The sequence below is a fragment of the Streptomyces sp. NPDC048275 genome (genome assembly GCF_040652275.1).
Lineage (GTDB): Bacteria > Actinomycetota > Actinomycetes > Streptomycetales > Streptomycetaceae > Streptomyces.
Genome location: NZ_JBEZLR010000021.1, coordinates 1 through 24538 on the forward strand (window position 1 = coordinate 1; position 24538 = coordinate 24538).

The 24538-nt window shown below is 69.5% G+C and carries 25 protein-coding genes and 1 pseudogene; 12 read left to right on the top strand and 14 right to left on the bottom strand.

Annotated elements, in window-relative coordinates; translation table 11 throughout:
- Positions 1–969: IS4 family transposase (locus AB0D57_RS15250; protein ID WP_362071827.1), on the top strand; the 969-nt coding region annotated here is incomplete at its 5' end.
- A 169-nt stretch (positions 970–1138) separates the two neighbouring features.
- Here AB0D57_RS15250 and AB0D57_RS15255 read toward each other — a convergent pair.
- Both AB0D57_RS15255 and AB0D57_RS15260 read right to left on the bottom strand, forming a co-directional pair.
- Complete coding sequence (locus AB0D57_RS15255) at positions 1139–1744, bottom strand: reverse transcriptase domain-containing protein (protein ID WP_362071829.1); 606 nt, start codon at positions 1742–1744, stop codon at positions 1139–1141.
- A 565-nt stretch (positions 1745–2309) separates the two neighbouring features.
- Positions 2310–2630, bottom strand: coding sequence for a transposase (locus tag AB0D57_RS15260; protein ID WP_362071831.1), 321 nt, complete (start codon positions 2628–2630; stop codon positions 2310–2312).
- A gap of 350 nt (positions 2631–2980) precedes the next feature.
- Here AB0D57_RS15260 and AB0D57_RS15265 point away from each other — a divergent pair, with 350 nt between their 5' ends.
- Positions 2981–4180, top strand: a complete 1200-nt coding sequence (locus tag AB0D57_RS15265) for an MFS transporter (protein ID WP_362071833.1) — start codon at positions 2981–2983, stop codon at positions 4178–4180.
- Between the two features lie 67 nt (positions 4181–4247).
- Entirely contained in the window at positions 4248–4991 is a 744-nt protein-coding gene (locus AB0D57_RS15270) for a maleylpyruvate isomerase family mycothiol-dependent enzyme (RefSeq protein ID WP_362071835.1), read from the top strand.
- A gap of 44 nt (positions 4992–5035) precedes the next feature.
- Here AB0D57_RS15270 and AB0D57_RS15275 read toward each other — a convergent pair whose 3' ends face one another.
- Positions 5036–5446 (bottom strand): MarR family transcriptional regulator, encoded by a 411-nt coding sequence (locus AB0D57_RS15275; RefSeq protein WP_362071837.1) that lies wholly within the window; start codon positions 5444–5446, stop codon positions 5036–5038.
- Positions 5447–5531: 85 nt separating this feature from the next.
- Between AB0D57_RS15275 and AB0D57_RS15280 the strand changes: the two genes are divergently transcribed.
- Together AB0D57_RS15280 and AB0D57_RS15285 are read left to right on the top strand one after the other, a co-directional pair.
- Positions 5532–7010: an MFS transporter gene (locus tag AB0D57_RS15280; protein ID WP_362071839.1), complete on the top strand. Its 1479-nt coding sequence runs from the start codon at positions 5532–5534 to the stop codon at positions 7008–7010.
- A 140-nt stretch (positions 7011–7150) separates the two neighbouring features.
- Positions 7151–7432, top strand: coding sequence for a DUF6332 family protein (locus tag AB0D57_RS15285; protein ID WP_362071841.1), 282 nt, complete (start codon positions 7151–7153; stop codon positions 7430–7432).
- Here the strand turns inward: AB0D57_RS15285 and AB0D57_RS15290 are convergent.
- Together AB0D57_RS15290 and AB0D57_RS15295 are read right to left on the bottom strand one after the other, a co-directional pair.
- Positions 7396–7542, bottom strand: a pseudogene (locus AB0D57_RS15290) (LuxR C-terminal-related transcriptional regulator); the annotation flags it as partial. The gene AB0D57_RS15285 and the pseudogene AB0D57_RS15290 sit on opposite strands and share 37 nt — an antisense overlap.
- 28 nt (positions 7543–7570) lie before the next feature.
- On the bottom strand, positions 7571–8308 hold the full coding sequence (locus AB0D57_RS15295; protein ID WP_362071843.1) for a TetR/AcrR family transcriptional regulator: 738 nt from the start codon (positions 8306–8308) through the stop codon (positions 7571–7573).
- Positions 8309–8569: 261 nt separating this feature from the next.
- On the opposite strand from AB0D57_RS15295, the gene AB0D57_RS15300 reads away from it, so the two are divergent.
- Complete coding sequence (locus AB0D57_RS15300; protein ID WP_362071845.1) at positions 8570–9019, top strand: nitroreductase family deazaflavin-dependent oxidoreductase; 450 nt, start codon at positions 8570–8572, stop codon at positions 9017–9019.
- 106 nt (positions 9020–9125) lie between these two features.
- Here AB0D57_RS15300 and AB0D57_RS15305 read toward each other — a convergent pair whose 3' ends face one another.
- Positions 9126–10385, bottom strand: a complete 1260-nt coding sequence (locus AB0D57_RS15305) for a geranylgeranyl reductase family protein (protein ID WP_362071847.1) — start codon at positions 10383–10385, stop codon at positions 9126–9128.
- 184 nt (positions 10386–10569) lie between these two features.
- Here AB0D57_RS15305 and AB0D57_RS15310 point away from each other — a divergent pair, with 184 nt between their 5' ends.
- Complete coding sequence (locus AB0D57_RS15310) at positions 10570–11925, top strand: dipeptidase (RefSeq protein WP_362071849.1); 1356 nt, start codon at positions 10570–10572, stop codon at positions 11923–11925.
- 284 nt (positions 11926–12209) lie between these two features.
- Positions 12210–13277, top strand: a complete 1068-nt coding sequence (locus AB0D57_RS15315) for a protein kinase family protein (protein ID WP_362071851.1) — start codon at positions 12210–12212, stop codon at positions 13275–13277.
- A 104-nt stretch (positions 13278–13381) separates the two neighbouring features.
- Here AB0D57_RS15315 and AB0D57_RS15320 read toward each other — a convergent pair whose 3' ends face one another.
- Both AB0D57_RS15320 and AB0D57_RS15325 read right to left on the bottom strand, forming a co-directional pair.
- Positions 13382–14422 carry an NUDIX domain-containing protein gene (locus AB0D57_RS15320; RefSeq protein WP_362071853.1) on the bottom strand — a complete coding sequence of 347 codons (1041 nt, stop codon included), beginning with the start codon at positions 14420–14422 and terminating at the stop codon, positions 13382–13384.
- A 140-nt stretch (positions 14423–14562) separates the two neighbouring features.
- A complete protein-coding gene (locus tag AB0D57_RS15325; RefSeq protein ID WP_362071855.1) occupies positions 14563–14757 on the bottom strand; it encodes a hypothetical protein in 195 nt (64 codons plus the stop codon).
- A 122-nt stretch (positions 14758–14879) separates the two neighbouring features.
- Here AB0D57_RS15325 and AB0D57_RS15330 point away from each other — a divergent pair, with 122 nt between their 5' ends.
- On the top strand, positions 14880–15350 hold the full coding sequence (locus tag AB0D57_RS15330) for an excalibur calcium-binding domain-containing protein (RefSeq protein ID WP_362071857.1): 471 nt from the start codon (positions 14880–14882) through the stop codon (positions 15348–15350).
- Between the two features lie 308 nt (positions 15351–15658).
- On the opposite strand, the gene AB0D57_RS15335 is transcribed toward AB0D57_RS15330, so the two are convergent.
- The gene (locus AB0D57_RS15335) at positions 15659–16612 is read right to left on the bottom strand and encodes an ROK family protein (protein ID WP_362071859.1); all 954 of its coding nucleotides are present in this window, start codon (positions 16610–16612) and stop codon (positions 15659–15661) included.
- Positions 16613–16825: 213 nt separating this feature from the next.
- On the opposite strand from AB0D57_RS15335, the gene AB0D57_RS15340 reads away from it, so the two are divergent.
- Positions 16826–17890, top strand: coding sequence for a LacI family DNA-binding transcriptional regulator (locus tag AB0D57_RS15340; RefSeq protein WP_362071861.1), 1065 nt, complete (start codon positions 16826–16828; stop codon positions 17888–17890).
- Between the two features lie 3 nt (positions 17891–17893).
- Positions 17894–18640, top strand: a complete 747-nt coding sequence (locus AB0D57_RS15345; RefSeq protein ID WP_362071863.1) for a hypothetical protein — start codon at positions 17894–17896, stop codon at positions 18638–18640.
- Positions 18641–18751: 111 nt separating this feature from the next.
- Here the strand turns inward: AB0D57_RS15345 and AB0D57_RS15350 are convergent, their stop codons facing one another.
- On the bottom strand, positions 18752–20056 hold the full coding sequence (locus AB0D57_RS15350; protein WP_362071865.1) for an aldolase/citrate lyase family protein: 1305 nt from the start codon (positions 20054–20056) through the stop codon (positions 18752–18754).
- A 194-nt stretch (positions 20057–20250) separates the two neighbouring features.
- Between AB0D57_RS15350 and AB0D57_RS15355 the strand changes: the two genes are divergently transcribed.
- A complete protein-coding gene (locus tag AB0D57_RS15355; RefSeq protein WP_362071867.1) occupies positions 20251–21186 on the top strand; it encodes an endonuclease/exonuclease/phosphatase family protein in 936 nt (311 codons plus the stop codon).
- A gap of 59 nt (positions 21187–21245) precedes the next feature.
- On the opposite strand, the gene AB0D57_RS15360 is transcribed toward AB0D57_RS15355, so the two are convergent.
- From AB0D57_RS15360 to AB0D57_RS15375, 4 genes are all read right to left on the bottom strand, one after another.
- Positions 21246–22208 (bottom strand): electron transfer flavoprotein subunit alpha/FixB family protein, encoded by a 963-nt coding sequence (locus tag AB0D57_RS15360; protein WP_362071869.1) that lies wholly within the window; start codon positions 22206–22208, stop codon positions 21246–21248.
- Between the two features lie 76 nt (positions 22209–22284).
- Positions 22285–23079 carry an electron transfer flavoprotein subunit beta/FixA family protein gene (locus tag AB0D57_RS15365; RefSeq protein WP_362071871.1) on the bottom strand — a complete coding sequence of 265 codons (795 nt, stop codon included), beginning with the start codon at positions 23077–23079 and terminating at the stop codon, positions 22285–22287.
- 232 nt (positions 23080–23311) lie between these two features.
- Positions 23312–23821 (bottom strand): flavin reductase family protein, encoded by a 510-nt coding sequence (locus AB0D57_RS15370; protein ID WP_362071873.1) that lies wholly within the window; start codon positions 23819–23821, stop codon positions 23312–23314.
- A gap of 253 nt (positions 23822–24074) precedes the next feature.
- Positions 24075–24488: a thioredoxin family protein gene (locus AB0D57_RS15375; RefSeq protein ID WP_362072011.1), complete on the bottom strand. Its 414-nt coding sequence runs from the start codon at positions 24486–24488 to the stop codon at positions 24075–24077.
- Positions 24489–24538: the final 50 nt, after the last annotated feature.

Sequence of the window (24538 nt, forward strand, 5' to 3'; positions counted from 1 at the left end):
GCGATTTCCCAGGCACGTCGGCGTCTGGGGCCAGAACCGTTGAAGCTGCTGTTCGAGCGGGTGGCGCTGCCGTGTGCCCAGCGGGGTACGCAGGGGGCGTGGCTGGGTCGGTGGCGGCTGATGGCCATCGATGGTTTTGTGCTGGATGTTCCTGATACTCCTGTGAATGACGCGGAGTTCGGGCGTTCCGGCGGGACACGGAATCCTGCCCCGTTTCCGCAGGTGAAGATCGTGGGGCTGGGCGAATGCGGTACGCATGCCATCGTGGCCGCACGGATGGCTCCCTGGCGGACGGATGAAGGCACTCTTGCCCGGGACCTGGTTGCTGATTTCGAGCCCGGCATGCTGGTTACCGCTGACCGGGGGTTTTACGCGTACCGGCTGTGGGAGGAGGCCGCCGCCACGGGAGCGGATCTGTTGTGGCGGATGCCCGATGGTCCTCATCTGCCGGTGGTCCGGCCGCTGAAGGACGGGTCGTATGAGTCTTTTCTGCTCGACCCGAAGGTGCGAGGCCGGCGCGCGACTCAGCGTCACCGCGGTTCGGCGCGCATCGAGGAACCGTCCGGCATCCCGGTCCGGGTTGTCGAGTACGAAGTGACCAACCGTGACGGCAAGGGAGAGATCTTCTGCCTGATCACCACGATCATGGACCCGGATGAAGCCAGTTCCGCTGAACTTGCGGCTGCTTATGCCGAACGCTGGGAATTCGAGTCCAGCCTCGACGAGATCAAGACCCACCAGCGTGGCCGCGGCGGTGTTCTGCGCTCAAAGTCTCCGGACATGATCGAGCAGGAGATCTGGGCCCTGTTGCTGACACATTATGCGGTCCGGCACCTGATGTGCGAGGCGGCTGACCAGGCCGAGGTCGACCCTGACAGACTGTCCTTCATCAGATCACTTCGTGTCATCCGCCGTCAGATCACTGACCAGGCGGGCTTTTCCCCCTCATCGTCTCGTGAAAGCTCTTGAATTAGCCCGCGCAGAAATCCTCGAGAGGCCCAACCCGCGCCGACGCCACCGCACCAGCCCGCGAGCCGTCAAACGCGTCCATGTCCACGCCTACAGAAAGAAACAACCCACCGAATCCACCACTCACCACCTTGACCCGCCCAACATCAAAATCCTCGCCGTTTCCTAACTACGTGGCATTGCCTTGTGGGGTTCCGCAGTCTCTCTGCTGCAAGGTGCCGTTGGGCATCAGTACGGGAGCGGCAAGCCACCGCTTCACATACAGAATTACCCAAGCGGCGTCAGTATGGGATTCCACCGCTTTCATGACCAGATCCCAGCGGACACTGTCGAAGAACTTGGCGATATCAAGGTCAATCGCCCACTTCTTCTTCCAGCACCTTTGCCGACACGCCGACACCGCGTCCAGTGCCGACCGTCCGGGACGGTAGCCGAAGGAGTCCGCATGGAACAATGGCTCCACCCGTTTCTCCAGATGCTTGGCCACCACCGTCTGGGCGATCCTGTCCGAAACTGTCGGAACTCCGAGCAAACGGACCTCGTCGCCATGCGACTTGGGAATTCCTACACCTTTCACCGGGGGCGGAAAGTAACTTCCCGAGGACATACGATTCCAGATCTTGTAGAGGTTCCCCCTCAGATCCTTCTCAAATTCCTCGATCGTGCAGCCATCCACCCCCGCAGCACCCTGATTCGCCTTCACCTTCAGATACGCCTCCCAGACCTCTCCTTTCGAGATATCAAACGGCTTCCCTGTCGACTTCAGCTCGCTCACGCAGCTCCTCCCGGGCAGAACCCGGTTGACCAAACAAACGAACCACGGATAATCCGGCCCCTTCGCTCCACCCTCACCGCGCCGAGCAAGAGCTTCATCACTACTACGAACCGGTCCGCCGACACGGCTTGCATCGGTACTCAGCCTCTCGCGGGTTCCCCGCTTGAGGTTCTCCCTTACGCGGCGTCATCCAATCGGGCTGCCGCAGCATCAAACCGTGCCTTCCCACGTTCCGCACGAGCGCCGCAGACCAGGATCACGTCGCCTCTACGCCGGGCACCACCTGGCCAGTAGATCGGGTATCCGCCAGGCTCATCCCGGGGCAAAAAGTAACCCCCGGTTTTGATGCCGCTTAATCCTTAACGACGCGTCAACAGCGGCCCCATGAACGGGATTCGCGCTCCGTCTTCCTGATCCCCACCTGACGCCTCTTGGACGCCTTTTCCACATCGCTCACCACGGTCGCGTCACCACTTCCGCAGCATGTGGCGGTTTGTAGCCTCCCCCCGCAGGGCGGCTCCGAAGGGCCTACCTTCATCACTCGTGCAGCATCACGTTCCGTCGCTCAACTACCCATAGCGAACTCCCGTGTTCGTGGCACACCCTTTTTCAGGATCTCGATCGTCTTGCCCTGGTCGGCGGCGAGCTTACGCAGCCGCTTGAGTTCCTCCCGCTCGGCCGCGTCCAGCCCGCTACCGGCGGCCGTCGACGCCCCCGCGCCGGCCTGCCCGGTGCCGTTCGCCTTCCTCACCGAGCCCCGCAGACTCTCCGAGCTGATACCCAGTTCCCGGGCGACCTCGGTCACCGTCCGGCCCGCAGACGCCACCAGCGCGATCGCGTCCCGCTTGAACTCCTCCGAGTACCGCTTCGTGTACTTGCTTCCCACCTGGCACTGCTTCCTCTGAGCTCACACATCCCAGTCTCCAGGTGTCCGCGATCAAGGAGAAGCTTCATCGAAAACCAACTCACAGAGATCGCACAGGAAGTGGCTCTCCGCGAAGAAGCCGCCGAACGCAAGCGACCGGCAGACCTGGAAGCGGCCAGACAGCAGAGACTGCGCTGGGAAGCCGCGATGCAGCAGGCCCGCATCGACTACGCCGAGGCATGGCTTGAGTTCGCCGACGCACCCCGACTGAAGGTCCCGTCGCACGCGGGCACATACAGACGCAAAAGTCCTGGCCCGCGAACCCGACCGACTTCCTTGCCCTCCCCCTCAGGCCCATCTAGCCTGACTTTGTGCCGCTAATAAACAAAGCCCGAACACGCATCGCCCCACCCGACACCGCACTCACCCGACTCCGGGTAGTCATCACCGTCTTCTTCGCGCTCGACGGCTTTGTCTTCGCCGGATGGGTCGTCCGCATCCCCGCCATCAAGCACCAGACCGACGCCTCCGCGAGCGCGCTGGGGCTCGCGCTGCTCGGGGTCTCTGCCGGAGCGGTCATCACCATGACCCTCACCGGACGCTTCTGCCGCCGCTACGGCAGCCATCCGGTCATCGTCGGCTGCGCCGTCCTGCTCTCCCTCAGCGTCGCCCTCCCTCCCCTCACCCACTCCGCACCCGCACTCACCGCCGTCCTCTTCGTGTTCGGCATGGCATACGGCGGTATCAACGTCGCCATGAACAGCGCCGCCGTCGATCTGGTGGCCGCGCTGCGGCGGCCTGTGATGCCGAGCTTCCACGCCGCTTTCAGCCTCGGCGGCATGACCGGAGCGGGGCTCGGTGCGCTGGTCGCGGGATCCCTGTCCCCCACCCGTCATCTGCTCGGCCTCGCCTTGATCGCCCTGCTGGTGACCGCCGTCGCAGGGCGCTCACTGCTGCGCCACGAACCCCCGGCACCACCGGAGCGCAGGCCACGGGAGGACCAAGACCCGGTCCGCCTCGACGCTCGCACCCGCAGGCTGGTCATGGTCTTCGGCCTGATCGCCCTGTGCACCGCGTACGGCGAGGGCGCGCTCGCCGACTGGGGTGCCCTGCACCTGGAGCAGGATCTGGACGCCCACCCGGGTGTCGCGGCCGTCGGCTACTCCTGTTTCGCGCTCGCCATGACGATCGGCCGCGCCGGTGGGACGACGCTCCTCGAAAGGCTCGGGCGGACCCCGACTCTGGTGGCGGGCGGCGCCACGGCCGCAGCGGGCATGCTGCTCGGCGCCCTCGCTCCCTCGGTAGGGGCGGCGCTGCTCGGCTTCGCGGTCACGGGGCTGGGGCTCGCCAACATCTTCCCGGTCGCCGTCGAACGGGCCGGAGCCCTCGCGGGCCCCAACGGTGTCGCGATCGCGTCCACGCTCGGCTATGGCGGCATGCTCCTGGGACCGCCCGCGATCGGGTTCATGGCGGACTGGTTCTCCCTGCCCGCCGCCCTCACCAGCGTCGCGACGCTGGCCGCGCTGGCCGCCCTCATCGGGTTCACGACGCGCCGCGTGGCGGCCGACTGACGGCATACCACCGCCCATTGGTTACTTTTCAGCACGCCGGAACACCCTCATCCGGCACACTCGCCGCATGGAGATCCCTGAGTTCGTGGCAACACTGGACGAGGAGGGACGGTCGCTGGCCGCGGCGGCCGAGGCGGCGGGGTTCGGCGCCAAAGTGGCGACCTGTCCGGACTGGCAGGTGCGGGACCTGGTGCGGCACACGGGCATGGTGCACCGGTGGGCCGCGGCGTTCGTCGCCGAGGGGTACACCGTCTACCACCCGGACGGCGGCCTGCCAGGACTCGACGGCGCTGAACTCCTGGGCTGGTTCCGGGAAGGCCATCGCCGCCTCGTCGACACGCTCGCCTCCGCTCCGCCCGACGTGGCGTGCTGGAGCTTCCTGCCCGCCCCCTCTCCGCTCGCCTTCTGGGCCCGGCGGCAGGCGCACGAGACGACCGTGCACCGGGTCGACGCGCAGTCGGCGCTCGGCAGAACGCCGGGCACCATCGCTACCGGCTTCGCGGTGGACGGCATCGACGAGTTGCTGCGCGGCTTTCACGGACGGGCGAGGAGCCAGGTCCGTTCGGCGGCGCCCCGCGTGCTGCGGGTGCGGGCGACGGACGCGGACGCGGTGTGGACCGTACGACTGTCGGCGCAACCACCCGTGAGCGAGCGGCGCGAGCATGCGAGCGGGGACGCCGACTGCGAGGTGGCCGGGCCGGCCGCACGGCTCTACCTGGCGCTGTGGAACCGGCTGCCGTTCCCGAGCATGAGCGGTGACGCCGCGCTCGCCGCGCTGTGGCGGGAGAAGTCCGGGGTCACCTGGAGCTGAGGTGGGCCGAGCCCGGTCAGTCACAGTCCAGCCGGACGAGCCGTTCAGTCGGTGTCGACCGGGCCCGCCGAAAGCATGCGCGTCAGCACCGCCCGCTGCACCGGCAGCACCTCGCCGTGCAGTTCGCGCCCCTTCGGGGTGAGGGAGACGCGCACACCCCTGCGATCCTCCTCGCACATACCGCGCGTCACGAAACCGTCCTTCTCCAGACGGGCGATCAGCCGGGACAGGGCGCTCTGGCTGAGATGCACGCGGTCGGAGATCTCCTGAACGCGGTAGGTGCAGCCGCCGTCGGACGCGACGCCCTCGGCCAGCACATCGAGCACCTCGAAGTCGCTGGCACCCAGGCCATGTCGATGCAACGCGCGGTCCAGCTCGCACAGGGTCCGCGCGTGCACCGCGAGGATGTCGCGCCACTGGTTCACGAGCACTTGCTCGGCCTTCTTCGCCGCCATGGGCGCACCGTAGCAAAGAATCGACTTTGTTGCATCGGAATTAAATGCGCTTGCATTGAATGCGTATGCATGTACTGTCTTCCGCATGACCTCTCCGCTCACCACCCCCGCGTCCGAGGGACGCTGGACCCCACGGCTGTGGGGCACCCTGCTGGTGCTCTGCGCCGCGATGTTCCTGGACGCGCTGGACGTGTCGATGGTCGGCGTCGCCCTGCCGTCCATCGGCTCCGAACTCGATCTCTCCACCTCGACGCTCCAATGGATCGTCAGCGGCTACATCCTGGGATACGGCGGACTGCTCCTCCTCGGCGGACGCACCGCCGACCTGCTGGGCCGCCGCCAGGTCTTCCTGGTGGCCCTGGGAGTCTTCGCACTGGCCTCGCTGCTCGGCGGACTCGTCGACTCGGGCCCGCTGCTGATCGCCAGCCGCTTCATCAAGGGCCTGAGCGCGGCGTTCACCGCACCGGCGGGCCTGTCCATCATCACCACGACCTTCGCCGAGGGACCCCTGCGCAACCGCGCCCTCTCGATCTACACCACCTGCGCGGCCACCGGCTTCTCGATGGGCCTCGTGCTGTCCGGCCTTCTCACCGAGGCCAGCTGGCGCCTGACCATGCTGCTGCCCGCGCCCATCGCGCTCGTCGCGCTGTTCGCCGGCCTGAAGCTCCTCCCGCGCAGCGAACGCGAGAAGGACCACAACGGCTACGACATCCCGGGCGCCATCCTCGGCACGGCCTCGATGCTGTTGCTGGTGTTCACCGTCGTACAGGCTCCCGAGGTCGGCTGGGCCTCCGCCCGTACGCTCCTGTCCTTCCTCGCCGTCGCCGTCCTGCTCACCGTCTTCGTCCGCGTCGAGCGGCGCTCGGCGGGACCGCTCATCCGGCTCGGGGTACTGCGCTCCGGCAGCCAGATCCGCGCCCAGCTCGGCGCCATGGCGTTCTTCGGCTCGTACGTCGGATTCCAGTTCCTGGTGACGCTGTACATGCAGTCGCTGCTCGGCTGGTCGGCGCTGCACACCGCGCTGGCCTTCCTGCCCGCCGGGGCGCTGGTCGCACTGTCCTCCACCAAGGTGGGGGCCGTCGTCGACCGCTTCGGCACCCCGCGGCTCATCGCGGTGGGCTTCGCCCTGATGGTCGTCGGCTACGCGCTGTTCCTGCGCGTCAACCTCGACCCGGTCTACGCGGCCGTCATTCTGCCGACGATGCTGCTGATCGGCGCGGCCTGCGCGCTGATCTTCCCCTCTCTCAACATCCAGGCCACGAACGGCGTCGACGACCACGAGCAGGGCATGGTCTCGGGTCTGCTCAACACCTCGGTCCAGGTGGGCGGCGCCCTCTTCCTCGCTGTCGTGACGGCGGTCGTGACCGCGGATTCCTCCGCGGGCTCCTCGCCGCAGGCCGTTCTCGACAGCTACCGGACCGGTCTGGTCGTGGTGACAGGCATCGCCCTCATCGGGCTGCTGATCACGCTGCCGGGGCTGCGGACGCGGCGCCCGCAGGAGTCGATCGTGGTCACCAAGTCCGCGCGGGAGGCCGAGAAGGAGCGGGTGGCGGTCCGCGACTGATCCGGTTCATCCGAACCGATCCTGTTCATCCGAACCCGATCCTTTACATACGGACCGATCCTGTTGATCCGAAGCTTCAACTCGACGCGCCCGGCGGGCAGTTCCTTGCCCGCCGGGCGCGCAGCCATGACACTCGGCGGATGGCGACGACACGTACACAGGCGCAGCGGGACGCGATGACCGTCGAGATCGGGTACGCGCTGTTCAGCGCGGCGTTCGCGGCGGCCGTCGTGTTCGGCACCGTGTACGGGCCGGCCCTGCTCTTCGATCTGCCGGGGACGGTCGACAAGGTGCTGCTGGCGTCGGGTCTCTTCCTGGCAGCTCTTCTCTTCCCACTGCGCGTGGTCACCGTACTGGTCCGATTCGGCCGCGAGAGTGCGGCTCGGCCCAGCCACCCCGGCCGCACCAACCCCGACTCATAGGCCAGCACCACCAATTGGGCCCGATCACGAGCGCCGAGCGTCACCATGGTCCGACCGACGTGGGTCTTGGCCGTGAGCGGGCTGACGACAAGTCGCCGCGCGATCTCCTTGGCAAGATCGTCAGGGACGACAAGGGCCTCAGGATCCAGCCGTGCCGCTTCGCTTGCCCAAGGTTGCGGTGGGCTCGGGGAACACCAGGCCCACGCCGTGCGCGAGTTGGTCCGCCGCGTGCCGGAAGAAGGTCTCGCGATCCTCCACGACGCGGTTGAACTGTCCGAAAAGCTCGAAGCCGATCAGTCCGTAGAGCTGTGCCCAGGCGGCCACCAGCGCCGCGACCGCCTCGGGCGGCAGGTCGGGGGCGAGGTCGGCGGCCATCCGCTGCGCCTCGGCCTTCAGTTCGGCGGGCAGCGGGGTACGGGCCACGCCCTTGCCCCGATACGCGTCGCGCACGATGTCGATCAGGAGCAACCCCACGCGGGACGCGGCCGGGACGGTCGTGTCCGGTGCCGAATACCCGGGCACGGGCGAACCGTAGATGAGCGCGTACTCGTGCGGGTGCTCCAGCGCCCAGTGACGCGCCGCCACACACACCGACGTCCAGCGCTCACGCGGCCCGGCGGCCGCGACTTCGGCGTGTGCCGCCTCCGCGCTCTCGCCAAGAGAGTCGTAGGCGTCGATGATGAGCGCGGTCAGCAGGTCGTCACGGCTGGGGAAGTAGCGGTAGAGCGCAGAGGAGACCATGCCGAGCTCACGGGCGACGGCTCGCAGCGAGAGCTTGGCTGCGCCCTCGGCGGCGAGCTGTCTGCGCGCCTCGTCCTTGATGGCCGCGGTGACCTCGATCCTGGCTCGGGCACGTGCCCCTCGTGCGGTAGTCATGCGGGGCAGTGTGCCATGTTTTTGGAGCAGTGCACACAAAGCGGAGCGGTGCTCTGAAAGTCGAGCGGCGCTCCGGAATTAGAGCGGTGCACCCCAGCGCACACAGTGCTCCAAATCGAGAGCACCGCACGCAAGCGAGAGCACCGCACAGAAACGAGAGCACTGCTCTTGCCATGGATCACCGATCTCCTGCAGACTGTTCTCAACCGAGAGCGGTGCTCACAAAAGGAAACGGCGCTCTCTCAATCAATGGGGGTCACCATGTCCGCACACGTCCAGAAGCCCGGTTGGTTCACCGTGAACGTCTTCAATCGCGCCGTGGCGTGGATGACGGGCCGCGGCCTCAGCGTCTGGGGCTCCCGGGTCCTGGCCGTCCGCGGCCGCAAGAGCGGTGAGTGGCGCACCACCCCGGTCAATCTGCTCACCGTGGACGGGCAGCAGTACCTGGTCGCCCCGCGCGGCCACGTCCAGTGGACGCACAACATGCGGGCCGCCGGAGGCGGTGAGTTGCGCCTCGGCAAGAACGTGGACGTGTTCACCGCGACCGAGATCGCCGACGACGACAAGGTCCCACTGCTGCGCGCCTACCTCAAGCGCTGGAAGGCCGAGGTCGGTGTCTTCTTCAAGGGGGTCGGCCCCGACTCGTCCCACGACGAGCTGCGGCGCATCGCCCCCGACCACCCGGTCTTCCGGATCACGGTCAAGAGCTGAGCCCAGCCCTCCGGCAGGGCGGTCAAGTGCCGATCACTTGTCGCCCCCGGCCGTTTCTCGCCCCGGCCGGCTGTCCATTCCGGCCCCGGTCACTCCTCGATCGCCGTCACTCGTCGACCGCTGCCGCCGCTCGCCGATCGCTGCCGCCCGTCGGCCCCGCTCCCTTGTCGAGCGCTGCCAGGGCGCGCCCGGCGATCGGGCGGGAGCGCACCAGCTCGCCCAGCGTGGTCGAACCGCGTGTGATCCCCGCAAACGCCTTCCAGGCGGGCCTGAAGCTGGTGATGGCCGCGTGGAGCATGCCCGGACGGCGCTCGAAGAGGGCGAGCAGGCTTTTGCCGACGCTCATCTCGACGCCGAGCCCCGCCTTGATCGCGAAGGCGTAGTTGAGCGCCTGGCGCCGTGTGTCCACCGCGTCGTGCGCCTCGGCGATCCGCACCGCCCACTCCCCCGCGAGCCGGCCGGAGCGCAGTGCGAAGGAGATGCCCTCTCGGGTCCAGGGCTCAAGGAGTCCCGCCGCGTCCCCGCACACCAGCACCCGTCCCCGTGACAACGGGGAGTCGTCGGCGCGGCACCGCGTCAGATGCCCCGAGGAGATGCTCGGCTCGAAACCGGCGAGCCCGAGCCGGGCGATGAAGTCCTCCAAGTACCGCTTGGTGGCGGCGCCTTCACCGCGTGCGGAGATCACACCGACGGTGAGCGTGTCCCCCTTGGGGAACACCCAGCCGTAACTGCCCGGCATGGGACCCCAGTCGAGCAAAACCCGCCCCCGCCAGTCCTCGGCGACGGTCTCCGGCACGGGGATCTCCGCCTCCAGGCCGAGATCGACCTGGTCGAGCTTCACCCCGACGTGTGCCCCTATCCGGCTGGCGCTTCCGTCGGCGCCGACGACCGCCCGCGCCAGCACGGCCTCACCGCCCTGCAGGACGACGGCGACGGTGCGCCGGTCCGGCACAGCGGAACCGTGCTGTTCGACCCGGGAGACCGTGACGCCCGTACGCAGCTCGGCGCCCGCCTTCTGCGCGTGCTCGACGAGCTGCTGGTCGAACTCGGGCCGGTTGATCAGCCCGAACAGCATCTGCTTGGAGCGCCGGGTACGGGTGAACCTGCCGTCCAGCGAGAACGTGACCGCGTGCACCCGGTCCCTGAACGGCAGTTCGAAGCCGGGCGGCAGCGCGTCGCGCGAGGGGCCGATGATGCCGCCGCCGCACGTCTTGTAGCGGGGCAGCTCCGCCTTCTCCAGCAGCAGGACGCTGCGTCCCGCGACCGCTGCCGCATAGGCGGCCGAGGCACCCGCCGGCCCCGCGCCGACCACGACGACGTCCCACACCCGCTGTTCGTCGTCCGCCGAAGAGTTCTCGCTGCTCACGATGGTCTACTGCTCCCAGTCCAGCCGTCTGCCGCACGTATCTCCCGCATCCTACGGCGGGCATCGCCGCAGGCCACTGTGGGAGTATCGGCAGCGTATGCGCCCTGCACAGCAGTAGGCACCTACGCACCGCACGATCATCTGTACACAGAAGTACAACGTCGCACCCACAAGGAGCGTGCCCATGTCGTCGAATTCGGTCGCCGAGACCGTCGCCTCGCTCATGCCCAGGGCGAAGGCCGAGCTCACCGAACTGGTGGCCTTCACGTCGGTGGCGGACTTCGACCAGTATCCCCGCAGCGAGAGCGAAGGCGCGGCGAACTGGGTCGCCGACGCGCTGCGTGCCGAGGGCTTCCAGGACGTGGCGCTGCTCGACACCCCGGACGGCACGCAGTCGGTGTACGGCTTCCTGCCCGGACCCGAGGGCGCCAGGACCGTTCTCCTGTACGCGCACTACGACGTGCAGCCGCCACTGGACGAGGCGGCCTGGACCACCCCGCCGTTCGAGCTGACGGAGCGCGACGGCCGCTGGTACGGACGCGGCAGCGCCGACTGCAAGGGCGGCTTCATCATGCACCTGCTCGCGCTGCGCGCGCTGAAGGCGAACGGCGGCGTTCCGGTGGGCGTCAAGGTGATCGTCGAGGGTTCGGAGGAGCAGGGTACGGGTGGTCTGGAGCGGTACGCCGAGGCGCACCCGGAGCTGCTGACCGCTGACGCCATCGTCATCGGCGACGCCGGCAACTTCCGGCTCGGTCTGCCGACCGTCACGTCGACCCTGCGCGGCATGACCCTCGTACGCGTCCAGATCGACACTCTGGAAGGCAATCTGCACTCGGGTCAGTTCGGCGGCGCGGCGCCCGACGCGCTGGGCGCGCTGATCCGCGTACTGGACTCGCTGCGCGCCAAGGACGGTTCGACGACGGTCGACGGGCTGACCGGCGGCGCGCCGTGGGACGGGGTGCAGTACGACGAGGAATCGTTCCGCCAGGACGCCAAGGTGCTCGACGGGGTCGAGCTGATCGGTTCCGGCACGGTTGCCGACCGTATCTGGGCGCGTCCGGCCGTCACCGTCCTCGGCATCGACTGCCCGCCTGTCGTCGGTGCGACGCCGTCCGTGCAGGCGGGCGCCCGCGCGCTGGTCAGCCTGCGTGTGCCGCCGGGCGTGGACGCGGGCGAGGCGACCAAGCTGCTGCGGGCTCATCTGGAGGCGCACACGCCATGGGGCGCGCGGGTGAGCACCGAGCAGATCGGCCAGGGGCAGCCGTTCAGCGCCGACACCTCCAGTCCCGCGTACGCGGCGATGGCCGAAGCGATGGCGGTCGCCTACCCGGGCCAGGAGATGCAGGCCGCGGGCCAGGGCGGCTCCATCCCGCTGTGCAACACCCTCGCCTCGCTGTATCCACAGGCGGAGATCCTGCTCATCGGCCTGAGCGAGCCGGAGGCGCAGATCCACGCGGTGAACGAGAGTGTCTCGCCGCGGGAGCTGGAGCAACTCTCGGTCGCCGAGGCGTTGTTCCTGCAGAAATACGCGGCGATCTGAGCGCTCTGTCCGCAACAGCGGGCGCTCGCGCCAGCTACTGCGTTTCCCCGTGGGCCAGGCCCATCTGTGGTGCGACGGCGACGAGTTGACGCCGATCGCGCCAGATCAGCACGATGCTCCGTACGTCGTCCGAGCGACGCCCGCACGATGTACGGCGCATCGCGCTGCCCCACTTCCACAAGGGTCACGCGGAGTTCGACGCGGAAGTGGCCTGTTTCGGCCACGGCGATCCGGCGATCGGCGGGCGTCGAAGGTGCTGGCACGACAGGGCGTAGCTTGGCTGGATGAACAGCTCCGACCCGGACCACGTGCGGCGCGTCGAGGCGTACGGCGACGTCTCCACCTCGCTGGCCCTGTGCGGCGATCGCGAGCTGGCGGAACTCGTCGCCGACGCGACGCCTCTCGGTTCCGGCATCGGCGGCAGATCGCTGCTGATGGAGGTCGCCGGATCCCCTGTCTTCGTGAAGCGGGTGCCCCTCACCGCTCCGGAGCGGCTGCCGGAGAACGTCCGCTCCACGGCGAACGTCTTCGGCCTGCCGACCTTCTGCCAGTACGGCATCGGCGGGCCGGACTTCGGGGCCTGGCGTGAGCTGGCTGTGCACACGATGACCACGAACTGGGTGCTCGCCGACCGGTTCGGGGGCTTCCCCCTGATGTACCACTGGCGGGTGCTGCCGGACGAGGTGCAGCCCCTGCCCGAGGAACTGGCGGATGTGGAGCGGGCCGTGGCCTACTGGGGCGGTTCCGCGCAGGTGCGCCGCCGGATCGAGGCACTGCGCCACGCCTCGGCGAGCGTCACGCTGTTTCTGGAGTACATCCCGCACCATCTCCACGACTGGCTGCACGCGCGGGTACCGGCCGACGACCGGGCGCTCTCCCTGGTGGAGCGGGAACTGGAGGCCGGTGTCTCCTTCATGAACGCGCGCGGACTCCTGCACTTCGACGCGCACTTCGAGAACATCCTCACCGACGGCCGTCGCCTCTACTTCGCCGACTACGGCCTCGCCCTCTCCTCCCGCTTCGAACTGGCCCGGGAGGAACGTGAGTTCTTCGACCGCCACGAGAACTACGACCGGGCCTACACGGTGACCTACCTGGTGAACTGGCTGGTCACCGCCCTCTATGGGTACGGGCGGGAGGACCGGGAGGCATGCGTGCGCGCATACGCCGAGGGCGAGCGGCCCGTTGGCGTCCCCCGGTCGGCCGCCGCGATCCTCACCCGCCACGCACCCCTCGCCGCCGTGATGGCGGACTTCAACCGCAGGCTCCAGCAGGAGAGCAGACGGACGCCGTACCCGGGCGACGAACTGCGCCGACTCGGCCGGAGCAGCCCACCCGTCCCCGTGCGGTGACGGGCGACCGTCTTCCCGCCGGCCCGGTGGGCGGGCGCGGGTGGCGACGGTCGGCCCGCACGCCGAAACGGGCGCCGACCACCCGCACCGTACGCCGAACGCGGTCAGCCGAGCGGGATGCCCGCCTCCAGATAGAGTGCCGCCCCACGCTCCCGCGCCCGCAGCGCCCATCGCAGCCGTTCGTAGCGCACCGGTGGGAGCAAGTCCGCCGCCTCCCGCTCGGTGACGAAGCGCCAGGCGCGCAGTTCGGGTCCGGGGAGCAGTAGTCGGCGGGCCTCGGCGGAGTCGAGTCGGCCGCCGTCGAAGAGGAGGCGCAGACCCCCGTAGCCCGGCGGTGCGGGCGGCTCCCAGTCGACGACCAGCAGACCGGGTACGTCGTCGAGTCGTATGCCGGTCTCCTCGGCGACCTCGCGCATGCCCGCGCGAGCGGGAGCCTCACCGGGTTCGACGACGCCTCCGGGGAACTCCCAACCGGCCTTGTACGTCGGGTCGACGAGCAGAACCCGGTCCTGCTCGTCGAAGAGGAGTACCCCGGCGGCAATGGTCTCGGCGGTGGGTTCGGGGGTCTGCACGATGTCGCACACGGGCACGTCACCGTTGCGCACGGCTTCGGCGATGCGCAGCGCGGCGTCGTACGGGGTGAGCGCGCTCGTGTCGACCGGGTGGGCGTCGGTGGTGAGCCAGGAGGCGAGCGCCGCGCGGTAGGGCTCGATGTGGTCGTAGGACCACTGGCGCACGCGTATCTCGCCGTCGGGCAGGTCCTCGGGTATCTCACGGTCGGCTATGCGTTCGCGCAGGATCGTTTCCGCCGGGGCGAGGAGGACATGGCGCACCTCGATCCGGCGCGAGGCGAGGCCGCCGAAGATCTCGTCGCGGTACTCCTGGCGCAGCAGGGTCATGGGGATCACGAGGACGCCGCCCAGCTCCGCGAGCATGGCGGCTGCGGTGTCGACCACCAGGCGCCGCCAGATCGGCAGGTCCTGGAAGTCGCCGACCTCGGCGAGGCGTTTGGGCGGCAGCAGGTTCGTGAGTCCGCCGCCGATGACCTCGGGGTCGAAGAGCGTGCTGTTCGGGATCAGTTCGATCAGTTCCCGTGCGGTGGTGGTCTTCCCCGCACCGAACGCACCGTTGATCCAGACGATCACGGTTCCCCCTCTTCTCTTGGCCCCCTGAGGCTTGCCCGCTCCACCCTGCCACGGAAACCAGGCCCTGATGAGGGAGCCGACGACGCGGCGCCGGTCCCCTGTCCCAGGGGCACCGGCGCCGCGCAGACGAACCTTCCCCCTCAGCCGTTCTGCCCCGGCGCGCCTTCGTCCACGGCCAGGCTGTCGCTGTTGGTGGTGTGGTCGACGGTGCTGAGCGTGTCGTTGACGTTCCGGTCGCCGAGGGCGTCGCTGCCGAGCGAGTGGGACGGGGTGATGGCCGCCACGACGAACCCGGCGGCGAGGGAGGCAACGGCGAGCATGCTTCGCTTCTTCATGCCCGGTTCAACTACGAATCCGACGACGAGTCACGGGTGGGTCACGCAAGTCCGACTCCTCCTCATCGGACACATCCGCGGCACTACCGTCATCCCACCCGAAACACCCCAAGGGGGACGAGATGGCCAACGCGTACAACACACCACCCACCATGCCCACCCGCACCGCCCCGGGCTGGGCCCGCAAACGCTACGTCGTGCCCGCGCTCGTCATAGCCCTGTTCACCGGCGTCGGTATCGGCAACGGCAACGGCGACGGGAACACCACCGAGTCCGTCGCGGCGAAGCCCCGCCCGACGGCCACCGTCACCGCCACAGCCACCACCACCGCCGCCACGACAGCGACGGAGACGGCCACGGTGGCGCCGTCCGCCACCGTGACGGTACGGACGACGGAGACCGTGCGGGAGACCGTCACGGCCCAGCCCGCCGCCGCGGACGGCGGCGACACCGACGACAGCAGTGACGGGAGCGCCGTCTACTACGAGAACTGCGCCGCCGCCCGCGCGGCGGGCGCCGCGCCCGTACAGGTGGGTGACGCCGGTTACGGCCGCCACCTCGACCGCGACGGGGACGGCATCGGCTGCGAGTGACGTACCTGCCCATGCCCGATTCGCTGTAGGCCCGGCGGTAGAACCTGAAGGACTGCCCCTTCGAGAAGGTGAACCAGCCGTTCTGCGCCCTCTCCTCGTACGGGCACAGCGCGGCGTAGACGGCAAGCAGGGGCGGCGCGGGGGGCTTCGTCGGCGCCGGGCCGGACGTGCGACAGCGTGGGACCTCGGCCACCAGCACGTCGACGCCCGGCAGCCCGCGGAACCGGGTCTGTGGCACGGTTCTGGCCCCGACTCGGGCCAGGTGTACCGGGCGCCATGCCGGGCTCGGTCGCCCTCGGTCGGCGGCGTCAGACCCCGGCCGCGGTCGGGTTCGCCCACCGGGTGAGCGCGGCCGCGGCCGCACCGACCAGTCCGGCGTCCGTGCCCATCAGCGCGGGCGCCACGGTCAGCCGCCGTACGAACGACAGCGTCGCGTAGTCACCGAGCGCCTTGCGCAGGGGATCGAAGAGCACGTCCCCCGCCTTGCCCACTCCCCCGCCGATGACGGCGATGTCGATCTCGACAAGGGTCGCGGTCGCCGCGATGCCCGCCGCGAGCGCCCGCGCCGCGCGTTCGAAGGAGGCCACGGCCACCGGGTCGCCCTGGCGTGCGGCGGCGGCCACCGCGGCCGCCGAGGTGTCACCGTCCGGCCCGGGCCGCCATCCGGCCTCCAGGGCCCGCCGCGCGATGTTCGGGCCGCTCGCGATGCGCTCGACGCAGCCGCGGGAGCCGCACGGGCAGAGGTCGCCGTCCAGGTCCACGCTGATGTGCCCGATGTGGCCCGCGTTGCCGGTGGGGCCCGCGTGCAGCCGGCCGTTCAGGACGAGCCCGCCACCTACGCCGGTCGACACCACCATGCACAGCGCGTTGTCGTGGCCGCGGGCGGCGCCCTGCCAGTGCTCGGCCGCCGTGATGGCCACGCCGTCACCGATCAGCTCGACGGGCAGCCCGCCCGTGGCCGCCCGGACCCGCTCGACCAGCGCGTAGTCACGCCAACCCGGCACGTTCACGGGGCTCACCGTGCCCGCGGAGGCATCCACGGGGCCCGCGCTGCCGATACCGACCGCCCCCGCCCTGCTCCACAGTGAGGAGCCGGTCAACTCGCCGATCACGGCGTCCACGGCCCCCATGACGGTGTCGCCGTCCTCCTGCGCGGGCGTCGCGCGCTGCGCGCGCAGCAGGATCCGGCCACTGCCGTCCACCAGCGCTCCGGCGATCTTGGTGCCGCCGATGTCGAGCGCTGCCACGAGGTCGGTGTGCATGAGTGTCAGTTCTCCCGGTGAACCTTGATAAAAGGGCAGACCGGTCTCGCGGTGGGGCGCAGGCCGGAGAATGCGGTGGACAGTGTCCCTCGCATCTGACAACGTTGTCCAGGCTCTATGCTCGACGCCACATCCTCATACAACCCCATGGACCGGCACATCCCCGTGGACCACAGGAACCGTGGACCGCGGGAACCGTGGCCCACCGGAACCGTGGACGACAGGACAGGACAGCGCATCGTGGCCGAGACCGCCCGCCGATCCGAGACCCGCTACGGCAACCGTCCGACCATGAAGGACGTGGCGGCCCGTGCCGGTGTCGGTCTCAAGACGGTCTCGCGTGTGGTCAACGGCGAGCCCGGAGTCACCCCGGACACCGAGCGCCGGGTCCAGGAGGCTATCGACGCACTGGGCTTCCGCCGCAACGACAGCGCGCGGGTGCTGCGCAAGGGCCGCACCGCGAGCATCGGCCTCGTCCTGGAGGATCTCGCCGACCCGTTCTACGGCCCCCTCAGCCGCGCGGTCGAGGAAGTGGCCCGCGCCCACGGCGCGCTACTCATCAACGGTTCCAGCGCCGAGGACCCGGATCGCGAGCAGGAACTCGTCCTCGCCCTGTGCGCGCGCCGCGTGGACGGGCTCGTCATCATCCCGGCCGGTGACGACCACCGCTACCTCGAGCCCGAGATAAAGGCGGGCGTCGCCACGGTGTTCGTGGACCGCCCGGCGGGGCAGATCGACGCCGACGTCGTCCTGTCGGACAGTTTCGGCGGAGCCCGCGACGGCGTCGCCCACCTGATCGCCCACGGTCACCGCCGGATCGGCTTCATCGGCGACATGCCCCGCATCCACACCGCCGCCGAGCGGCTGCGCGGTTATCGCGCGGCGATGGAGGACGCGGGCATACCGGTCGAGGACGGCTGGATGTCCCTGGGTGTCACCGATCCCGTGCGGGTGCGCCGGGCGGCCGAGGCGATGCTCTCGGGCCCCTCCCCCGTGACCGCGATCTTCGCGGGCAACAACCGTGTGACGGTCACGGTGATCCGTGTGATCGCCGAGCGCAGCCGCCCGGTCGCCCTCGTCGGCTTCGACGACATCGAGCTCGCCGACCTCCTCCAGCCCGGCGTCACCGTCGTCGCCCAGGACGCCGCCACCCTCGGCCGCACCGCCGCCGAGCGCCTCTTCCGCCAGCTCGACGGCGCCCTCGTCACGCCGGAGCGCATCGAACTCCCGACCCGTCTGATCACCCGCGGCTCGGGCGAACTCCCGCCCGCGGACTGAACCGTGGTCGTCCAGGACCCCCGCACCCTCGCAGCCCTCGGCCTCGCCGTGGCACCCCGCGACCACCCGCTGAGATACCCGGGCGCCTGGCCCACGGAGTCCGTACTCCTCGCCGGGGACCGCCTGTTGCCGCTGACCCGCCGGGTGTACGAGGACCGCGTCCCGGTCCTCGCGGTCGGCTCCAACGCCTGCCCCGCCCAACTCCGGCACAAGATGGCGGAGTACGAGGTGTCCGGCACGATCCCGATGGTGCTGGCGCGGGTCCGTGGCATCGGCGTCGGTGTCTCGGCCCATGTGAGTCCGATGGGGTACGTGTCCGCGTCGCCGTTCCACGCCCCGGGCGCGGTCGGCGCGTTGTTCCTCACCTGGCTCGACGCGGCCCAGCTCGCGGTGGTCGACGCGAGCGAGAGCGTCCCGGTGCCGACCGGCGCGTACGACCGGGCGTGGCTTCCCTCCTCCGATATCCGTATCGAGCTGGACTCCGGTGAACTCCTGCCCGGCGCCTACATCTACGTCAACCGTCGCGGGGTCCTCCACAACGGCTCCGGGGTCCCCCGCGCGCACCCCGGCGAGCGCCCGCTGCTCACCTCGCTCCTGGCCGGCTCACCACGCCTGCGGAAGCTGTTCGGGAACACGCCGGAGGAGTTCTGCGCCCGGGCCCGCTTCGATGCGGAGCTGTGCGTGCGGGGAACCGGGCTGTTGGCCGAGGAAGGGCTGACCATCGCGTCCGGTCTGGAAGGGTACGTATAGGCGGGTCCGTCAGACGGGTCCGTCGTCGCGGTGCGGGTTGTTCGTAGCCGGTAGCGCCACGCGGCGGAGCTGCACGATGTCAGAGCCCCACGCCCTTGAAAGCGGGGCGCGCTACTTTGCCGAGATCGTCAGGTCTCCCCGCCTCGGCACCGCGAAACTCTCCAGGTCCGCCCGCGTCAGACCCGTCACCCGTGCCACCTCCGCGATGTCGAGGGCGCCGCAGTCCAGGCCGCGCAGCAGGTAGCCGCTGAGGGCCTTGGCGGTGGCGGGCTCGTCCATCACGTCGCCGCCCGCGCGGTTGGCATAGCGGGCGAGGCGGGCCGCGGCCTGCTCGAAGCCCTCGCGGTAGAAGGCGAAGACGGCCGCGTAGCGGGTCGGGATGTGGCCGGGGTGCATGTCCCAGCCCTGGTAGTAGGCGCGGGCCAGGGCACGACGGGTGAGGCCGTAGTGCAGCCGCCAGGCGTCATGGACCTTCTCGGTCGGGCCGATCGGCAGAACGTTCGTGGAGCCGTCCGAGACGCGTACGCCGGTGCCCGCGGCCGCGACCTGCATGATCGCCTTGGCGTGATCGGCGGCAGGGTGGTCGCCGGCCTGGTAGGCGGCACTGACCCCGAGGCAGGCGCTGTAGTCGAAGGTGCCGTAGTGCAGACCGGTGGCGCGACCCTCGGCGGCCTGGATCATGCGGGCGACCGTCGCGGTGCCGTCGGTCGCCAGGATCGACTGGCTGGTCTCGATCTGGATCTCGAAGCCGATCCGGCCGGGCTCCAGACCGCGCGCCTTCTCGAACTCCTCCAGGAGCCGGACCATCGCGGTGACTTGCTCGGCGTACGTCACCTTCGGCAGCGTCAGGACGAGCCCGTCGGGCAGCCCGCCGGCCTCCATCAGGCCGGTGAGGAAGATGTCGAGGGTGCGGATCCCTCGGTCGCGCACCGGGGCCTCCATGCACTTCATGCGGATGCCCATGTACGGGGCTGCCGTGCCGTTCTCGTACGCCTCCGCGATCAGCCGGGCCGCGCGCGCCGCAGCCTCGTCCTCCTCGGCGTCCGGGCGCGGGCCGTAGCCGTCCTCGAAGTCGACCCGCAGGTCCTCGATGGGCTCGCGCTCCAACTTGGCCCGCACGCGGTCGTACACCGGCTCGGCGAGGTCGTCGGCGAGGCCGAGGACCGCGGCGAAGGAGGCGGCGTCCGGGGCGTGCTCGTCGAGGGACGCGAGAGCCCTCTCGCCCCACGAGCGGACGGTGTCGGCGGCGAACACATCACCGGGGACGTACACGGTGTGGACGGGCTGCCGGGTGCCGGGGTCTCCCGGATAACGACGCTCCAGTTCGGCGTCGACCGGGGCGAGGGAGGCGCTGATCTCCTCGCTGACGGCGCCCGCGAGGCTCGTCGCCACCTGTTCCTGCTGGCCCTGACCCATCCGACAGCCTCCTGTTTTCCGTCCCACGGATTCAACAATCCGTTGAACGAAGTTATCCGGGGATCTTCCGGGTGGTCAACACCACTTCCTGACGGGGCCACTCCGGGCTTTCCGCATGTTCACGCCCATGTCTCACGGTGGTATCACACTCCCGTAGCCACGACTCGCCCGGCAGCCCCACCGAAGGAGCCCATGTGCCGAACATCAGACGAGTCACGCGCCGCCTGGGTCTGCAGGCCGCGTTGGCCGCGGCGGTCGCCCTGCCCCTCTCCAGTACAGCACTGCCCGATTCTGCCGCTTCGGCTTCTCCCGCCCAGGCTCCTCCCGCCCCGGCGGAGGAGGCACCCGATCCCCGTCTGAAGGTCATGACCTTCAACCTTCGTTTCGCGAGCACCACGGAACCCGACAGTTGGGCCGTGCGCCGACCCGCGATGCGAGCGTTGCTGCGCCGGGAACGGCCGCATGTCATCGGCACCCAGGAGGGTCTCTACCAGCAGATCCGCGACATCGAGGCGGACCTGGGCCCCCACCACGACTGGGTCGGCACCGGCCGCGCGGGCGGCAGCCGGGACGAGTTCATGGCGATCTTGTACGACACCCGCCGACTGGCACCCGTCGAGTACGACCACTTCTGGCTCTCGGACACCCCCGACGTGATCGGGTCGAACACCTGGGGCGGTGGCTCCATCCGCATGGTCACCTGGGTGCGCTTCCGCGACCTCGGCGACAACGGGCGGGAGTTCTACTTCCTCAACACGCATCTGGACAACTCGAGTCAGAGTGCACGCGCGCGTGCCGCCGCCCTGATCGGTCAACGGACCTCGGGGCTCGACCGTTCCCTGCCGCTGATCGTGACCGGCGACTTCAATGTCGCGGCCCACAAGAGCCCGGTCTACGACACGATGCTGGGCACCGGTCTCGTCGACACCTGGGACACCGCGGCGGAGCGAAGCGCGTTGTACGCCACGTTCCACGGGTACCAGCCGCTGACGCCGGACGGCGACCGCATCGACTGGATCCTCGCCACCCCCGGGGTGACCGCGCATCGCGCGTCGATCAACACGTTCGCCCTGAACGGTCAGTTCCCGAGCGACCATCTGCCCGTGCAGGCCACGCTGACCCTGGGATGAGCATGCGCCGAGGCCCCTGTGACCGCGACGGTCACAGGGGCCTCGTACTTCACTGACGCTCAGCCCTTGCGGGTGTTGATCTCCTCGGTGAGCTGCGGGACGACCTCGAAGAGGTCGCCGACCACGCCGTAGTCGACCAGGTCGAAGATCGGGGCCTCGGCGTCCTTGTTGATCGCCACGATCGTCTTCGAGGTCTGCATACCGGCGCGGTGCTGGATCGCGCCGGAGATGCCGGAGGCGATGTACAGCTGCGGCGACACGGACTTGCCGGTCTGGCCCACCTGGTTGGTGTGCGGGTACCAGCCGGCGTCGACCGCGGCGCGCGAGGCGCCCACGGCGGCACCGAGGGAGTCGGCGAGCGCCTCGATGAGGGAGAAGTTCTCGGCGCCGTTGACTCCACGGCCGCCGGAGACCACGATCGCGGCCTCGGTCAGCTCGGGGCGGCCGGTGGACTCGCGCGGGGTGCGAGCGGTGACCTTGGTGCCGGTGGCCTTCTCCGAGAAGGACACGGCGAGGGCCTCGACGGCGCCGGCGGCCGGGGCAGCCTCCACGGGAGCCGAGTTCGGCTTGACCGTGATGACCGGGGTGCCCTTCGAGACACGGGACTTGGTGGAGAAGGAGGCGGCGAACGCGGACTGCGTAGCCACCGGACCCTCGTCGCCGGCCTCCAGGTCGACGGCGTCGGTGATGATGCCCGAGCCGATGCGGACCGCGAGGCGGGCCGCGATCTCCTTGCCCTCGACGGAGGACGGGACGAGCACGGCGGCCGGGGAGACGGCCTCGTAGGCGGCCTGCAGAGCGTCCACCTTCGGAACGACCAGGTAGTCGGCGTACTCGGCGGCGTCATGCGTGAGGACCTTCACCGCGCCGTGCTCGGCGAGCGTGGCGGCGGTGGCCTCGGCACCGGAGCCGAGGGCGACGGCAACGGGCTCACCGATGCGACGGGCCAGCGTCAGCAGCTCCAGGGTGGGCTTGCGGACGGCACCGTCCACGTGGTCGACGTAGACGAGAACTTCAGCCATGGGACTTCTTCTCTCCTGCTTACGAAAGATGAGGGGCGGTCAGCGAATGGGGGTTCAGCGAGCCTCGACGGGGCCTTTAGATGAACTTCTGGCCCGCGAGGAACTCGGCGAGCTGCTTGCCGCCCTCGCCCTCGTCCTTGACGATCGTGCCGGCGGTGCGCGCCGGGCGCTCGGACGCGGAGTCGACCTTGGTCCAAGCACCCTCGAGACCGACCTCGTCCGCCTCGATCTCCAGGTCCTCCAGGTCCCAGGACTCCACCGGCTTCTTCTTGGCGGCCATGATGCCCTTGAAGGACGGATAACGCGCCTCACCCGACTGGTCGGTGACCGACACGACCGCCGGCAGCGAAGCCTCCAGCTGCTCGGAGGCGGAGTCGCCGTCACGGCGGCCCTTGACCGTGCCAGTTGGGCCACCCTCGACGGAGACCTCGGACAGCAGCGTGACCTGCGGGACGCCCAGACGCTCGGCCAGCAGGGCGGGGACCACACCGGCGGTGCCGTCGGTGGAGGCCATGCCCGAGATGACCAGGTCGAAGCCGGCCTTCTCGATCGCCTTCGCCAGCACCAGCGACGTACCGATGATGTCGGTGCCGTGCAGGTCGTCGTCCTCGACGTGGATCGCCTTGTCGGCGCCCATCGAAAGCGCCTTGCGCAGCGCGTCCTTGGCGTCCTCGGGGCCCACGGTCAGCACCGTGATCTCCGCGTCGTCGGCCTCGTCGGCGATCTGCAGCGCCTGCTCGACCGCGTACTCGTCGAGCTCGGACAGCAGGCCGTCCACGTCGTCACGGTCGACGGTCAGGTCATCGGCGAAGTGCCGGTCGCCAGTGGCGTCGGGCACGTACTTCACAGTGACAACGATCCTCAAGCTCACGCCGGCTCTCCTACTGCATCGTCTCTTCTGGGCTGCCTTCTTTCAGGCAGCATAGGCGCCTGAAGCGGCCGATCCCGGTCGGGGCGGCCCGCGCTCCGAACGAAATATTACTCGCCAGTACACCCAGTTCCTGCCCACTGAGCAAGCGCTTTGAACTGTGACCTTGGCAACGCTGCGTAACCGACGAGTAGGACTGGCGAGTAGGACCGACGAGTAGGTCAGACGGTAGCTTTCAGTCGCGCAGGCCGTTGAAGCGCCCCTGGTGGTACAGGAGCGGGCGGCCGGCGCCCGACGGGTCACCGCGGACGGCCTCGGCAAGGACGACGTGATGATCCCCCGCGGGCACGCGCGCAACGACGCGGCACACCAGCCAGGCCAGAACGTCGTCAAGGACGGGAACACCCTCGGGACCCTGGCGCCAGCGGGTGGGCGCGCCAAAGCGGTCGGCCCCGCTCCTGGCGAAGGTGGCGGCCAGTTCGTGCTGGTGTTCGCCGAGTATGTGGACGCCGACATGGTCGGACTCGGAGATCGCGGGCCAACTGGACGCGCCGACGCCGATACCGAAGGAGACGATCGGAGGCTCGGCGGAGACCGAGGTGAGCGAGGTGGCGGTGAAGCCGACGGGGCCCCCGCCACCGGGAGCAGTGATCACGGCGACACCGGCCGCATGCCGCCGGAAGACGGAGCGCAGCAGGTCGGGAGCGGCAAGCTGAGGAGTGCCGAGGTCGGGCGTGGCCGTCATGGAGTTGTCCTTCTGCGAGGGGTGACGAGGGATCCGTGGCTGCTCAGCAGCGCGGACAGCGCGCACTCGCGGTGCGGGCCAGGTCCACGTGGACACGCTCGAAGAGAAGGAGTTCCGGGGGCATACGGTCAGGTTGACGATAGATGGCGCGTGCAGTCAAGTGCGTTCCGGCATCTGGGAGATGCCTCACCTGGACCACTGGGACCTGCACCGCCGCGACCTGCATCACCTGGCTCACCGGGATCACCGCCACTCAGACGGCCTCGCCCAGGGCGGCGATCACATCCGCCTTGCGCGGCTGCCCCGTTGCCCGCCGCACGATCCGTCCGTCCGCGTCGAGCACAAGTACGGTCGGGGTCTTGAGGATGTCGAGTTCACGGACGAGCTCCAGGCGATCCTCGGCGTCGACCTCCACATGGGACACGCCCGGGACCATCTCGGCCACCTCGGCCAGCACACGCCGGGTCGCCCGGCAGGGTGCGCAGAACGCGCTGGAGAACTGGACCAGCGTGGCCCGCTCACCGAGCCCCTCCCCCAACTCGGCCGCGCCCAGCCGCTTTCCGCCGTCCCGCCCGCGCACTCTCACCCTCCCGCTCCGCCGCCGATGCAGCACTCCGTACGCGCTCGCCGCCGCGAGCACCACCACGCACACCACAAGTCCGGTCATCACCTGCACAAGCATTCACACGACCGCAAAGATTCCCGGGTCCATGCATC